The 14483-nt window shown below is 60.0% G+C and carries 10 protein-coding genes; 7 read left to right on the top strand and 3 right to left on the bottom strand.

The window, feature by feature from the left end:
* Positions 1-47: 47 nt before the first annotated feature.
* On the bottom strand, positions 48-1340 hold the full coding sequence (locus tag DBV08_RS08290; protein WP_124567102.1) for a glycosyltransferase family 4 protein: 1293 nt from the start codon (positions 1338-1340) through the stop codon (positions 48-50).
* A 383-nt stretch (positions 1341-1723) separates the two neighbouring features.
* On the opposite strand from DBV08_RS08290, the gene DBV08_RS08285 reads away from it, so the two are divergent.
* The 7 genes from DBV08_RS08285 to DBV08_RS08255 all read left to right on the top strand — a co-directional run bounded on the left by DBV08_RS08285 (position 1724) and on the right by DBV08_RS08255 (position 11347).
* Positions 1724-2983 (top strand): hypothetical protein, encoded by a 1260-nt coding sequence (locus DBV08_RS08285; protein WP_124567101.1) that lies wholly within the window; start codon positions 1724-1726, stop codon positions 2981-2983.
* Between the two features lie 191 nt (positions 2984-3174).
* Positions 3175-4479, top strand: coding sequence for a hypothetical protein (locus DBV08_RS08280; RefSeq protein ID WP_124567100.1), 1305 nt, complete (start codon positions 3175-3177; stop codon positions 4477-4479).
* Between the two features lie 71 nt (positions 4480-4550).
* Positions 4551-5912, top strand: coding sequence for an oligosaccharide repeat unit polymerase (locus tag DBV08_RS08275; protein WP_206029762.1), 1362 nt, complete (start codon positions 4551-4553; stop codon positions 5910-5912).
* The gene (locus DBV08_RS08270) at positions 5909-6715 is read left to right on the top strand and encodes an SGNH/GDSL hydrolase family protein (RefSeq protein ID WP_095972154.1); all 807 of its coding nucleotides are present in this window, start codon (positions 5909-5911) and stop codon (positions 6713-6715) included. Before DBV08_RS08275 ends, DBV08_RS08270 begins: the two co-directional genes overlap by 4 nt.
* Positions 6712-8127 carry a hypothetical protein gene (locus DBV08_RS08265; RefSeq protein ID WP_124567098.1) on the top strand — a complete coding sequence of 472 codons (1416 nt, stop codon included), beginning with the start codon at positions 6712-6714 and terminating at the stop codon, positions 8125-8127. Before DBV08_RS08270 ends, DBV08_RS08265 begins: the two co-directional genes overlap by 4 nt.
* Positions 8124-9827 (top strand): polysaccharide biosynthesis tyrosine autokinase, encoded by a 1704-nt coding sequence (locus DBV08_RS08260; RefSeq protein WP_124567097.1) that lies wholly within the window; start codon positions 8124-8126, stop codon positions 9825-9827. Before DBV08_RS08265 ends, DBV08_RS08260 begins: the two co-directional genes overlap by 4 nt.
* A gap of 134 nt (positions 9828-9961) precedes the next feature.
* Positions 9962-11347, top strand: coding sequence for a glycoside hydrolase family 71 protein (locus tag DBV08_RS08255; protein ID WP_260395385.1), 1386 nt, complete (start codon positions 9962-9964; stop codon positions 11345-11347).
* Here DBV08_RS08255 and DBV08_RS08250 read toward each other — a convergent pair whose 3' ends face one another.
* Both DBV08_RS08250 and DBV08_RS08245 read right to left on the bottom strand, forming a co-directional pair.
* A complete protein-coding gene (locus DBV08_RS08250; protein WP_095972158.1) occupies positions 11348-12580 on the bottom strand; it encodes a lipase family protein in 1233 nt (410 codons plus the stop codon). It abuts the gene before it with no gap.
* A complete protein-coding gene (locus DBV08_RS08245) occupies positions 12577-14415 on the bottom strand; it encodes a serine aminopeptidase domain-containing protein (protein ID WP_185564520.1) in 1839 nt (612 codons plus the stop codon). The genes DBV08_RS08250 and DBV08_RS08245 overlap by 4 nt, the downstream gene beginning before the upstream one ends.
* Positions 14416-14483: the final 68 nt, after the last annotated feature.

Here is a 14483-nt window from a genome sequence, read left to right as displayed (position 1 = left end):
AGGTGTGTGTCGAGATGTGTGAGGTGTTGTTCCGAGTGGCTCGCGTACTAATTGCGGCCGGCCACCAGCTCGCGGATCCACTGTTCACATTTGTCGATGGACGCGGTTTTGCCGACCGCGGTAGCGCAGTAACGGACCCCGGCTGCGCCAAGTCTGGCGGAGGTCTCTGCGTCGCCCGCGAGTTGCAGGGCTGCGGTGAGCAGGCCGGCGGGATCACCGTTCCGAGTGACGACGCCGGCACCGGAAGCACGGATTTCGTCAGCAGTCGTGGATGCCACGTCGGTCGCAGCGACAATCGGGGTACCGCTGCTGAAGTACGACGTCAACTTGCTCGGCACTGCCATTCCGACGATTCCGGGTGCCTCGTTGACCAGTAGAACGTCAGCGGCGGCCATGGCAGTGCGGAAGTCCTGGTCGTCGAGTGGCCGCACGAAGTCGATTCGATTGACTCCCATTGCCGCAGCTTCGAGGTTCGGTCGCTGATTGCCGTCACCGACCAGAACGAATCGGATCGGTAGATTCTGCTCGTCGGCGAGTCGAGCCGCCTCGACCACATTCTCCAAACCTTGCTTTACACCCATGTTTCCGGTGTGCAGAACTATGGTTTCATCGGGCGACCACCCGAATCTGGTGCGTGCGGCGGTAAGATCCTCGACATCGATCGGTGCTACGTGCGTCCAGTTCCGAACGACGGTGACTCGTTCGCGTGGGACGTGAAGTTCGTTGACGACGTGGTCGACGAAACGGTCATGGACGACAGCGATTCCATCGGCGGACTTCACGACAGCCGCCTCTAGCCGAGACGTTGCGCGGGCACTGCGGCCTGTCATCGCGCCGGTCTCCACGACACCTTGTCCGTACAAGTCGTGGACCCAGACCCCGATTGCCGGGCGATTGGGCGTCAGCCGAGCACGTCCGAGGACCATCGCAGTGGCCAGCAATGCCGGACTGGTACACACGATCACATCAGGTGTGTTCCACCCGGAACTGGCTGCGCGTGCGCCGAAACTCAGCTCCATTTTGATTCGTCCCAACGCGTTCGGTGGGTTCGGGACGAAGTGGCGGCGTCGGTGAACGTGAACGCCGTTCACGATCTCGTCTATCGACCGCCCCTGATACGAAGTGTCGATTTCCCATGCCGGATAGTGCGGGTAACCGGTGACGACGTGCACCTCGTGCCCGCGCTCACCGAGCGATTCGGCAAGGTCCGTCATGTACGGAGCTATCCCCGTGGTTTCCGGCGCGTAGTTGATTCCGAGGATTGTGATGTTCAGCGAGCCGACGGTGGCACTTGTCGGTAACTCGGGAATCGCCGAAGCGCCGCCAGGGTAGTCGTGCATCTGGTCGGTCTGTGTACTGATGACGAACCTCCGGTTGGGAAATGGCGCGCGAAACAGTCAAACGGTTTTATTCAAGCTATTTAAGCCCCAGTAGGGCGGTTTATCAACCCGGTCGGCTGGCCAAACTCGACAAAATGGGCGAATCGCTCAGATGAATGCCCGGCATTCGACCGCCTGAACGACCGATTTAGCCAAAAAATAACTGGATGGATGTGATTCTGGTGATAGTTGGGTCGAGGTGGGTGGTGTGCGTCCGGGCGGGTCCGGATTCTGCGCTCTCGCACCGTGTGCAATTCTGTGCTCACGCAATGGTCTGCGTGAATGTTCGATCACACCTTGACCGTCTTGCGGTTTGTTGTGTATTCGGCGGCAGAGGGGAAATGATGAGGTCTGATCCGTGGGGGAACATCTACTGCTGCAATACTCAGCAGGCGTTTGCGACAGTTGTACCGTCAGTGGTCGACGACGCGATTTCGGTGTGGATCAGCAGTGTTTTCGATCCCGAGGACGAGGTCCGTGTGCGCGTCGTGTTGGTGCGCCGAGTCGATGAATCCGAAATCGAATCCGAGCACCTGGTGCTCGACGACGCGGCTGGCGATCTCCCCGACGAGTTCGACACAGTCGATGTCGACGAATTCGACAAGGTCTTCGTGAGTTTCTTCCATAACAGCCGCCTCGTCGACCCGTCGACAATCGTGTTGGTCGTAAGTGCCGGAATGCTCGGACTGATCTACTCGCACCGATTCGGTGACGAGACGGTGTTCATGCCGAAGTCGGAACGACTCTTTCTGGCATTGAGTGGGTTGAGTCCTGACTGTGCGCCAGTTCGGCAGGACCGGCGGCCGTTGACTGCGCGGAGGATCGTCGAGGGCGGACTTCGGATGTCCGTCGCTCACCCCAAAGCATCTTTCGGAGCGATACGTCAGATTGTCGGTATGCGGAAGGAGGTTCCGCGCCCGGTGGCTTGCCCGGACGAGTCGGGGATGCATGCATTGGACTCACGCGCGTGGTGGTATTTCGCTCGGCTCGAAGGCAGGACTGATCGCAAATTGCCGTCGGTCTACTTCTACTGCGCACTACTTGCCGCGTTGGAACGTGGGGCGCACGAGAGTCATCACGTGGTGGCGGACCTTCGGTCGTACTCCCCAGTTCTCGGGCTCACCGATGGGAATGCATTCAGTCACATACCATTTCGAGCCGACTGGTCGGTCGACGACCCTGCTGACGTGGCGCACGAACTGTCGTCGCGAATTCGGTCGGGCGAGGCGCTGATCCGTCGATCAGTAGGTGAGGTGGTCACGCGCGCAGCTGACTACAGGCACGGATCCGGTGGTGGATTCGGCGAAGGTGGCGAGATCGCGGAACAGCCTCTGACCACCAGTATGTCGTGTTTTCGTCTCCCGGCCGACCGGCCGTATGCGAAGCGTGATGGTCGGCTCGTGTACTCCGGTGGCATGCAGACCTACGCCGCAAACGCGATGTCGATCAACATTCGGGCGACTGGAAACGTCTCCGATTGCACGTTCAGTCATTCCGGTGGACATGTCGCGAAGGCCTCACTGATTGCGGCGGTGAAAACTGCCGCTGGCCTGTCGGGTGCCGACGTGACGATGGAAACAGGATTTCACTTCGGCGAGCGATAGCGGAAACCTGCGTCCCACGGTGCGTCTGCAGGCACTTCGTACTCCTCGGCTACTTCGCAGTAAACAATCCTATAGACTGTTTTGAGTGAACTGAGCCGACCGATGGTTTCAAATTGATCTCGGTCTTGAAATCTCGGTCGCGGAACATCGAGGTCTTGGAATGCAGCGAGCGCAAGGGGGAGGTGAGAGACGTGGCGGGTCTCAAACTGCGCGTGCTGTTCAGCGCGGGTGATCAGGTACTGTCCAGCGTCAGCAATGCGCTGATACTGTTCGCAATGGCCGGCCCGTCGTCGGTGAGTGAGTTCGGCCTGGCGATCCTCGTTTTCTCCATCCTCACGGCTGCGCTCGGATTCGTTCGAGGCGCAGTTGGCACTCCGCTGCTGTTGATGAGTGCATACAGCCGCAACAGGATTCGCACCGAGAGCAGACACGCGATCTTGGGTGCGGCCTTCTTCGGAGTCGTAGTCGGGATCGTTGCCCTCGGAGTTTCTGTTTTCCTACACGAACCGCAGGTGGGGATTGCATACGCCGTCGCCGCGCCGGTTGTTCTCACGCAGGATGCGTTGCGGTTCACCTCGATGTCGATGGGAGAACCGGAACACGCGTTCTTCAGCGACGCGTTGTGGGCGAGTGCGGCCTTCGGTGTGCTTGTCGTGACTTGGATTAGACCAGAGGCACTTTCGATCGCCGAGATGATCTGGCTGTGGTCCCTCTCCGGAGCGCTGGCACTCGTTTACTTGATGATTCGCGTACAGACGCTACCGCGACTGACTGGTCTGTATCGCTGGTGGGCGTCGTTCTGGACTCATCGAGTCCGGTTCGGATTCGAGAGCGGTATCGACCAATTGGCGGCAATCGTGATCGTCGCGGTGTCCACAGCCTTCATCGGAACAGTGGCTGCGGCGTCTTTGCGCGGAGCAGTGACCGTCCTTGGTCCGTTCGCCGTGCTGATCAGTTCGCTTCCACTGATCGTCATTCCCGAATCCGTTCGGGCCGGCCATACCGCGCGCCAGGTGTGGAGCACACTGCGTTATGCAGCGTGGCTCACGTCCGCGATGGCGGCAACGATCGGATTCGCCGCTCCCTTCCTTCCGGATGCACTCGGCCGGGTCGTTCTCGGAGACTCCTGGGCCGAGGCCCGCCATGTTCTGCCGTTTCTCGGACTCGAGTACGCGGCGATCTGCTGGATAGCGGGCGTTTACAATCTATACCGCACTCAAGGAGCCAGTGGCCGACTGCTCAAACTGCGAATCGTCCAGAGTCTCACGGCAATTGTCATCTGCAGTGCGGCTGCAGCCCTCACTGGAACCGCGGTCGGAGTCGCGATCGGACTGGCGCTCTCGTCCATCCTGGTTGCAGTCTGCCTGGTGGTTGCTGCCCAGCGGAAGCACTCTGGCCGTGAAGGCCCTGCGATCGTGCCGTCCACTGTCGATCGTTCCGAACCCGGCGACATGCGCCGAGCACGTACAGGCACACTGGCCGGGACGACCACGTGAAAACACTTTTCAGCGGGCGGTCAAAGCCTCACGAGTTCGCGGAATTCGACGTCAGTCGGAAAGACTCGTTGATGCCACCGCTGATTGCGACCTGGACCGCGGTGATCATGGTGATCATCGTGCCTTTCGCAGTCGTCGAGTTCACTCCGACACCGCCAGGGCGCGTGTGGATGGCGGTACTTGCCATCACAACGATTTCGGGATTGCGCTACGCGTGGATTGTCGGCGAGGGCTTTCGTCGGCTCGTCGAGATGTCGTTCTGGGTCTTCACCTATGTCTTCATGGGTCTTGCCCCACTTGCTCAGCTCCGCCTGCGGGAGATTCCTCCTACGACGCCGCGAGTGGATCCCTCCCTCAACTCGACAGCGGTCTCGATCGTCCTTCTGGGGATCGTCGGCTTCCTGGTGGGATTGGTGTTCTCCGGTGCGGTCTGGCGTCGAATCAGAGACACGCGATGGGGAAACGCCACAAGTGTGCGTGTGGATCCCGTTCGGGTTTTGATTCTTGCCGGTTGCGCCCTGGTCGCCAACGCGTACTACATCAAGAAACTCGGTGTAGGGACGCTTCTGTCGAGCCGAAGTGCGGTGGTGGAGCAGGCGAGTGCGTCGCTGGGGCAATCCACGGTCGCCAGCATCATCGGCGCCGTCGCGATGATGTCGTTGCTCGTCGCATTCATCGCGGTGGTCAAATACCGTGATCAGAATCCCGGATCGGATCGTCTGTTTCTTCTCTGCGCCATCGTGCTCGGAGCCGTGCTGTTGTTGACGTTCAATCCGATCTCGAGTGCGAGGTATCTGTTCGGTACTGCAGCACTCGCCGTGGCGGCACTTTTCGGACTCTTCGCGACCCGCGTTCGATTCCGTGTGGTTGCCCTGCTTGCCGTGGCGGCACTTGTCCTGGTCTTTCCGCTCGCCGATGCGTTCAGATACAGCACGTCGGCACAGTTCAAGACAAGCTCGCCTCTCGAATCGCTCACGTCTCCGGACTACGACGCATTTGCGCAGGTCAACAACACCGTCAACTTTGTGAATACGCACGGGGTTACCGATGGCAAGCAGGCACTCGGAGTTGTTCTTTTCTGGATTCCGCGGACCATCTGGCCCGGCAAAGCTACGGACACGGGCATCCTGCTCGCAGAGAGCCGCAACTACACGGTCAAGAACCTTTCTGCGCCGTTGTGGTCCGAGCTGTTCGTCAACGGTGGGTGGATCGCGTTGATTGCCGGAATGGTCGCGCTGGGCTTGATCGCAGGGATTCAGGACAGAAGAATCGAAATGTCGCTGCACCAGTCCAGGGCGCCGACGATTCTTGCCTGCATACTGCCCTTCTACCTGATCATTCTTCTCAGAGGGTCACTGCTGCAAGCGATGTCGTACTTCCTCGTCATCATCGGCTGTGCATTCTTCGTCTCACGACGGGAGGCGACTCGATGACTCGGACGAGCCGATTCTCGTCGAGAATCTCTGCCCGTCGCCGCCCGCTGGAAATCACGGGTCTTGCTTTGCTGGTGGTATTGGTCGTCTGTGCGACAGCGCTGGCCGTGCGTCAGAATTCTGCTGCCGAAAACGGCCGTTCCGCCCTCACTACAGCGACAACGGTTCCTCAGTTGCAGCCGGACACGGCGCCGGCATCGATGTGGTTCGGCGACAGCTTCACTGCGGGTATCAACGGAATCGGGCTCGGGGCGTACCCGAGAATCATCTGCGTCCGGATGGGGTGGAACTGCAATGTCGATGCACAGGGAAGCACCGGTTTCACCAACGACGGCGCCCCGGAGTATCAGGGAACTACAACACGATTCGCGAATCGCCTACCAGTGTCGATCGAGCGGTATCGAGCGGACATCATCTTCGTGGACGGTGGGCGAAACGATCTGCACATGACTCCGATGGATTTGTTTCCCGTCATGACGTCGTACATCGATGCCGTCCGGGACGCATGGCCGGATGCGCGTCTGGTGATCATCGTGCCGACCTACGTCACACCAGTGCCGTACGAAGGATACGAGCAATTCGTGTCAGCGCTGCGAAGTTACGGGGAATCGGTAGCGGCGACCGTGATCGATCCTGTCGCCGACGGTTGGTACGCCGACGTCGACCTCGCGTCATTGAAATTCGAGGATGGTGTGCACCCGAATGCAGTGGGGAATGCTGTGATTGCTCAGAAACTGGTGGAATCGCTGACTACCTCCGGTGTGATTCGCGAGGGCGCGCCCGATGGGGGAATTCTCCGATGAACCCGTCCGGCTTCTTCGAAGTCCTTCGTGACAGGTGGATTGTCGTGGGCATCTCGACAGTGCTCGGCCTGCTGGCAGGCGTTCTGTTGACATTGCTCACGCCGACCACTTTCAAGTCCTCGACCGAACTCTTCCTCACCACACCAGGTTGGGGAACACCGACCACTCTGGGCAATGCCGATTCGAGCCCGTTCCAAGGTGACGAGTTCTCGCAGCAACGAGCCGGTACATATACGCGTCTGGCGGAAGGTGCCGACTTCTCTGCCCGTGTCGCAAGTCGCCTGGGCGAGAATGGTCTTCGTGACATCGAAGTCATTTCGGTTCGCGTTGTGCCCGACACCGTGTTGCTCGAAATCTCCGGGACCGCCGACAGTGCAGATCGGGCGCTGCAACTGACGAATGCGGCTTCGGATGAGATGAACGAAACGATCCGGCGGCTCGAGACGCCGAGTGGGACTTTGATCCCGACGGTTCAGCCGCTGACTGTCGTCACGGCGTCAGCACCCACGAGCCCGTCTGGCCCGCAGACGATTCCGAACGTTCTTCTGGGGTTGGTCGTCGGATCGATGGTTGGAATGACTGGTGTGATCTTGGCTGCTGCAAGGTCGAAAGCAGTTCAAGGTATCGACCAATTGGCGGCCTGGACGGGTCTACCCGTGCTCGAGTCCATCCCGTACGTCGGTGACAGGGGATTTGCCGCCGAGGAAGGTGCTCAGTCGGCAGTGAGGAGTTCTTTCGAGCGACTGCAGTTCAACCGAGATCTCATCGGGGCAGGCACGCCTGCATCACCTGTGCTCGTGACCGCTGCCGACAAGGGGGAGATCAGTGGGTTCGCAGGTGGCGGTATCGCCGATGCTGCTTGCGCTCTCGGGTATTCGGTGGTTCTCGTCGACTGCAACTTCCGATCCTCGCGTGCACATATCGAGTTGGGGGTCACCGACATCGTCATGTCGGACAGCGTCCTCGACGATGTTCTGATCTCGACACCACTGCAGCCGACTCTCCTCCGGAGCGGTTCGCCGACCGAAAGTCCCGAGCGAGTCTTCGAGTCGGAGTCGTTCGGACGCATGTTGCGAGATCTGAGTGCCAGGTTCGATGTTGTGGTTGTCTTCGACTCCGGCGGGACGCAGTACGCTGATTCGAGCCGATTGGCCAAGGTATGCCGTTCGATAATCCTTGTCGTTCAATCTCATTCGACGAGCAGGCAGGCGTTGATGACGAAGATTCACGATCTGGAGATCGCAGGCGCGAAAATCGAAGGTTCGGTCCTCTTGGCCACCACACGCCGAGGGCAGAGAGGGGCAGTGTTGCCCGGCGGTCGGCCCGACACAACTGACTCGGTGGCAAGTCACACGCCCCGGCGCGACGGAGACACACGCACACAGCGGTCTCCAAGAAAGGCGAACACATGAATGCACTCAGCTCTGCCGCGCGAATCCTGAGGCGGGGGTGGGCAATACCTGTTTTCGCGGTGTTCGGCTTGATCCTCGGTGCATTCATGGCCATGTCGAGTCCGTCTTCGTACACGTCGACAACTGTGCTCTTCATTGGCTCGCCGATCAGTGCCGACTCGGCCGGCGCCTATCAGGGCGATCTGTTTTCTCAACAACGAGCGGCGACCTATGCCCAATTGTTTTCGAGCGACGATCTCGCAGTCAAGGTGATCGACGACCTGGGTCTTCCAATGAGCGGACACGAGTTGGCCTCGCAGGTTTCGGCGGCAGCAGTGGAGAAAACCGTGCTCTTGCAAGTCTCTGTCACGGATTCGACGGCCGAAGGATCGGCCGGTATCGCCAATGCGTATGCGAAGAATTTTGCACAATATGTCGGGCAGTTGGAGACCCCTAACGGTGGTGGACGTCCGAATACGTCTGTACAGGTGGTCACCGAGGCCAACGCCGAAGATGCCAGTGGGGGGTCGAATCTCGTGATGATGTCCCTGTTCGGCCTCGTCGGTGGCCTGGTCGTCGGCGTCGGCGTCCGGGTGCTCCTTGGGCGGCTCGATCGTTCCGTTCGAAGTGCTTCCATGCTCTCAGCCGTTGCGGGCGTACCGATTTTGGCGACAGTTCCGGAATCGGCTTCGCGGGGATCTCACGCGTTGACGTTCCCCGCCGACGGCGGGACCGCCTATGCCGAGTCGATACGCAAGCTCAGGACAGGTATCGAGTTCGCCGGCCCGAGTGCCGACGCGATCCGTTCGGTCCTCGTCACCTCGCCGCGGTACTCGGAGCCTGCGGGGTGCCTTGCGGCCGATCTCGCGATCGTCCTGTCCGAAGCGGGACGTCGAGTGCTTTTGGTGGACGGTGACTTGAGGTCGCCGAGCTTGGATTCATACCTGGGGATGACGCCGGCAGCCGGCTTTTCCGACGTACTTGCCGGCGCAATTCCGCTCGTGGACGTGCTCGTTCAGGTACCTGGTCGCTCATTGACTCTGCTGCCCGCCGGCTCGATACGATCCGGTTCCGCTGACGCCATCGCGTCGACCTCAGCACGTCAGGTGTTGGTAGAGGCCACCGAGAAATTCGAATACACGATCATCGTGGGTCCACCTTTGTCGCTCTATTCCGATTCGGCTGTGATCGGCTCAGTCGTCGACGGTGTGGTTCTTGTTTCAACACAGAGTATTTCGTCGGTGGACGAGGTTGAAGGGGCAGTGACGACTCTGCGCGCTGCCGGCGCGAACTTATTGGGTGCGGTGCTGGCGGGTGCTGGACGTAGTGGATCGGTCAAGGGCCGTAGCCGAGTGATCGTGGTCGACGAGCCTTCGGTGAACGAGCCTCCGGTGAAGGACACGTCGAATGAACCAGTCGGCGCGTGGCCTCCCGTCGAGCGGGGAGCCGCTGCGCAGTTGGTCCGTACGGAACCTGATATGGGTTCGACGGGGAAGAATGAAGTGAACAAGCATGATTCGGCCGATTCGGGTGAATCTTTTGCCGACGATGTGCGAATCGATTTCGACGAATGGGAGCCGGCGGAGACCGAAGAGCGCTACACGCGGAGTGATCTTGACAGTCCCACAGTGGCAATCCCGCGCTCGATGCTCCGGACGAAAGTCGTGCCGAAGGCAAACCGCTCGAGCGACAAGTTGTCGACCGATGAGCGGCAGGGGTGAGTATCGAAGGTTCGCGAGGCAGGAAATTTCGTGCAGTTGCCGTCGGCATTGCGCTGGTATCGTCAGCGCTTCTCGTAGCGGCCGGCCTCAGGCTCTCTGATGGAGTGGACCGAAACGCGAGGGTTGACGAGGCGGTGTCTTCACATCCCGCCGTCGAGCTTCCGGTCAACGGACAGTCGATCGGAAAGGTGGTCTTTGCGCACTACTTCCCGCCGTATCCCCTTTCGATCGACAACCTACCGTCGGGCGAAGACTATTACGCCACTCAGTATCTCAATCCGAACGGTGAACTGGGCGCATACGCCGCATTCGGAGGGTTTCTGCGAGACCGGCCACAACCACGGCCCGTTTCAGCGGACCCACAGTGGAGGCAGCGAGATCTCGAAGACGAAGTGCGGCAGGCAATCGACGCGGGAATCAGTGGCTTCTCGGTTGACATTCTGACGAAGTCGTCGAATTCGTTGTGGACTTCTTCCGTTCCGTCCGAACTTCTCGCCGCTTCGGCTGCGGTTGATCCTGCGTTCGAAATAATGCTGATGCCGGATATGAACGGCGAACTCGGCACATTGGACCCCGCGAATCTGGCAGGCGAGTTGTCGCAGTATGCGTCAGCGCCGTCGGTTTTTCGATTGACGGACAACCGGGTGGTCATTTCGCCGTTTCTTGCCGAGAAGCACGACCCGGCGTGGTGGTCGCAGTTTCTCGAAATCATGAAGGCCCGCTACGGGATCGAGGTAGCTTTCGTTCCGCTCTTCCTGAACTCCACCACAAATATGGATTCATTCGCGTCGATAAGCTACGGAATGTCGACGTGGGGTGGACGTAACCCTTCCTTCAATCCAGTGACGGACACCGGGATAGGCTCGCCACTGGATCAAGCGAACCGAGCGCATGCTCTCGGCAAGATATGGATGCAGTCGGTCTCATTCCAGGATGCGCGTCCCAGCCAATCGGTTTTCGACGAAGCGCAGAACACCGGGAATCTCCGAAATACCTGGCAGATTGCGCGCGAATCGGATAGCGAATGGGTGCAACTAATTTCGTGGAACGACTACAGCGAAGGTACGGCGTTTGCACCGAGCGAGGGGCACGGTCGTGCGCTGCTCGATCTGAACGCATATTTTGTCGACTGGTTCAAAACTGGAACGGCACCGGCGATTACACGTGACGTCGCGTACGTCACCTATCGGAACCAGTTGTCGTCTGCGCAACCCACACTACCCTCGGTATCGCCGATGATTCTGCGTGCGGAGTCGTCCCCGGTTCGCGACACGATCGAGGTTTTGACCTTATTGGTCGATGGTGCCGAAGTGAAAGTTACGGCCGGAGGTACGACGACCACATGCAGCGCAGATTCAGGGATGGATATCTGCACAGTTCCCTCTGCAGTCGGCGCCGTCTCGGTCAGCGTGGTTCGGAACGGGACGGAAGTGTCTTCGGTGAAGGCACATTCCGACGTCGCATCCACTCCTGCGGTTCAGAACATGGAGTACCTGGTCGATTCGAGTTTTCGACCATAGTCAGCAGTCCGACGGAGGTGGCTCGCCTCTGAAGCGCGCTTGGAGCCAAACTGCGGTCTCCGACCCCGGATCCAGATTGTTGTGAGTTTGGCCTGCCCTGACGATGTGCTGCACCGAATCGCCGAACGCGCAGGCATTGTCGACGGCCTCTTGCACCCACCGCGGGCGGATCGTCTGATCAGCGTCGCCGTTGATCACCAGGAGTGGACCTCCGGCCGGACGCTGCGGAAGTGCGATCGATGTGAGCCAGTTGCGCAAGACTGCTACGGCGTCGTCGGAGCTTGGCAGGGTATCGGCGGGATTCAGTCGTGATGCTTGTTCGCCGCGTTCTTTCAACGCCGGACCCGCACATGCCAACCACATCTCAGAGTTACTCGACAGCGCGCCGTGCAGGTAGTTGCCTGGATCTGTGCCGGGTCGAGCGATGGTCAGCCCAGATACGACGTACGACATCATGATCTGCTGTTCATGTGTCAGCCACTGCGACTGGGCCAAGTCGGCGAGCTTGGAAAGATCTGCGGCCGGAGCCAGCGCTACCGATCCGACAAAATCCAATTCGGGCGCGTAGAAACCGGACAACTCTGCCGCCGCCCATGTAGCTTGCCCACCGATCGACACGCCGAGTCCTGCCCATTTCGCGGACGTGTCCGGGACCATTTCTCGCGCCGCGCGAACTCCGTCGATCAGGTTGAACGCGCTGGTGTTCGGATCGAGGTACGGGTTGATGCCGCCTGCCGGACCCAACCCTTGGTAGTCGGTCATGACTGCGACGAATCCCAGTTTCATCAAAGGGACGATCGTACTCGCGTAGCCCAGGAGATCCGGGTGCATAGAAGGTCCGCACTCCGCAGTCACTCCCGTTGTGCCGTGACCGACGGTGACGACAGACCGCCCGCCGGGTGGTGGATCGCCTTCCGGAACGAAGACGACTCCAGAGACGATCGTTGAGCTTCCGTCCGTGCCTGAAGTTGATCGGTACGTGATCTGGTGGGCAGTCGCGCCCACGCCGACTATCAGTGGATCGACGTTGTCGAACGCGGACGTGCTTTCAAGTTTGCCTCTGGCCGCGACGGCGTCGACGCTGATCGAGGGAAGAGGTGCGGACGTCGGAGCCGGTTCTGCGGGCGCTGTGTCGGAAGTGCAACCGGTCAGAAGCGCCGCGGTTGTCGCTGCAACGACTACGAATACGTAGGACGACGTTCGAATTCCGTCCCGGGTAGACGTGCGCATCATGCTCCGATTCCCTCCTTGTCGTGCTTCGACACGGCGCGTCTTCGGTCTCCGAACGCATCGAGTGCAGAGGCAACTATCAACCGGCCGACGCGTTCTCGCGAACTGCGATGGAACAGGTTGTGATCACCGGAGCCTGAGAACAAGACGTGCGGGGGATTCTTCGAGCTCGAAAGACGCGTGACACCTTGTCTGCCTCTGTTCGCCTCGAACCACGCTTCGTCTTCAGGCGCGAGGGACACTGCGGTCTTTGTCCCGCGGCGGGTCAAAGTGCGAAGCATCGACTCAGGGGCGTTGACCAGTCCGAGGAAGCCGAGACCGAGCCACACGGGGTAAGGCACGTACCGCTGGGCTCGTCGTCCGGCATTGCGAATTGTTCTGGCCACGACGAAAATTCGGTTTGCAACGTCAGACTCCATTGCATCGACATGTGCTTTCTTCACTGGTGGTCGTCGATTGTTGATCGACCAATTCACGATGTTGAGAAGCACCACGGACCGTGCGCCGCGCTGGCTTGCCACGTAGGCACCCATCCATGCGCCGGAACACATTCCGATGTGCATCCGGCGCGACGGCGGTACGTCGAGAGTGTCAATCAGGTCCAACACATTGCGGCGCGCTTCCGGAGACACGATGGGGGTGTTCTCGTCGGTGAGGACAGTTCCGCTGTCTCCTGTGCCCATCCTGTCGAAGCGAACCGAGCGGATGCCGTGCGCTGCGAGAGTTCGAGCGGACTCGACCCACAGTCTGGCCGGCCCGATCCGGTGTTCGTTCGCGGTGCTGTGAAAGACCGCAGTGGCAGCGTGACTCGTAGTCGTGCGGGAGGCGGTGGAGATTGCAAAGAGTGATCCGGTGGACCGTCTTTCCAAGGTTTCCCAGACTTCTTCGCCGTCGTCAGTCGTCGAGACATGCGCCGCCGACGTGATCTCTGGATCGACGAAAGTTTTGTCCTCGCCGAATTGACGTGACACCCAACTCGAAATCTGTTTGATGTCGTGCGTTGGCACCGAGAGCACGAAACTGCTGGGGGATACGAACTGATTCTGGCGTTCGACGAACATGCGTTCTGCGCCGGATCGCTCGAGCATCCGAACAGTACGGGGCGAAGCAGCGAATTCAGGGCGAATCGCGGCGAGGACCTTCGTCGAGGAATCCGGATCGAAGGTGCTGAGGTCGAGTCCGGAAAGGTCTTTCACCGCAGCGGAATCAAGCACGCCGCCGACGATGGACGTGCAATCGTCGTGGTGAGGGTCGTCGGCGACCGAAACGCGGTACAGCGAAGTTAGTTCGCGAACGTAGGACCGACCGGATATGACCGGATCCCACAAGACCATCGCACGTAGGTCGCCAAGCGTATCGACGGCGGCCGCCGCGATCAGTGCCCCTGCGCGCAAACCTGTGACGGCAATGGACTCGATGCCCGCGCGCCGCGCGTACGCAACGGCTGCCGCAACGCTGGCTTGCCATTGCGCAACTGCGAGCGGGTCATCCTGACAGCCGGATGAATCACCCTGTCCTGCATAGTCGAAACGAAGCGCGAGGAATCCGTGTTCGGCAAGTTCTTGGGCGAGTTGGCGCAGTCCCCGGTAAGCGCTGATGTGTTCCTTCGCAAGGGGTGGACATATGACGACGGCGCCGCGAACGGCAGCATCCGAAGGCAGGTGAATCGAGGCGAACAGAGCCCTGTCGCCTGGGCCTGGAATCCAAGTGTCAATCGTGCGAATCCCGGTCGGTGTCTGGCGGTGGCGGAAGTGTCGAGGGGTTGTCTCCAGCGGGGTGAGATGGGGGACGTGTAGTGCGGACATCACGCTTGTCATGTTGGCCATCGACTTGTTCAAGGACCTCTCCACACATTGATTCAGCCTGCCAGTTTCGCGTAGTTCTCCGGTTTCCCGAGGATCCGGTA

Source organism: Rhodococcus sp. KBW08 (assembly GCF_003852455.1).
Taxonomy (GTDB): Bacteria; Actinomycetota; Actinomycetes; order Mycobacteriales; family Mycobacteriaceae; genus Rhodococcus_F; species Rhodococcus_F baikonurensis.
The sequence above is the reverse complement of the archived record's forward strand: the minus strand, read 5'-3'. Positions and strand labels throughout refer to the sequence as shown.

Bases quoted from the DNA above. Each gene is read 5' to 3' on its own strand.
- DBV08_RS08290 (WP_124567102.1), bottom strand. From the start codon at position 1,340: ATGCACGACTACCCTGGCGGCGCTTCGGCGATTCCCGAGTTACCGACA.
- DBV08_RS08285 (WP_124567101.1), top strand. From the start codon at position 1,724: ATGAGGTCTGATCCGTGGGGGAACATCTACTGCTGCAATACTCAGCAG.
- DBV08_RS08275 (WP_206029762.1), top strand. From the start codon at position 4,551: ATGCCACCGCTGATTGCGACCTGGACCGCGGTGATCATGGTGATCATC.
- DBV08_RS08270 (WP_095972154.1), top strand. From the start codon at position 5,909: ATGACTCGGACGAGCCGATTCTCGTCGAGAATCTCTGCCCGTCGCCGC.
- DBV08_RS08265 (WP_124567098.1), top strand. From the start codon at position 6,712: ATGAACCCGTCCGGCTTCTTCGAAGTCCTTCGTGACAGGTGGATTGTC.
- DBV08_RS08260 (WP_124567097.1), top strand. From the start codon at position 8,124: ATGAATGCACTCAGCTCTGCCGCGCGAATCCTGAGGCGGGGGTGGGCA.
- DBV08_RS08250 (WP_095972158.1), bottom strand. From the start codon at position 12,580: ATGATGCGCACGTCTACCCGGGACGGAATTCGAACGTCGTCCTACGTA.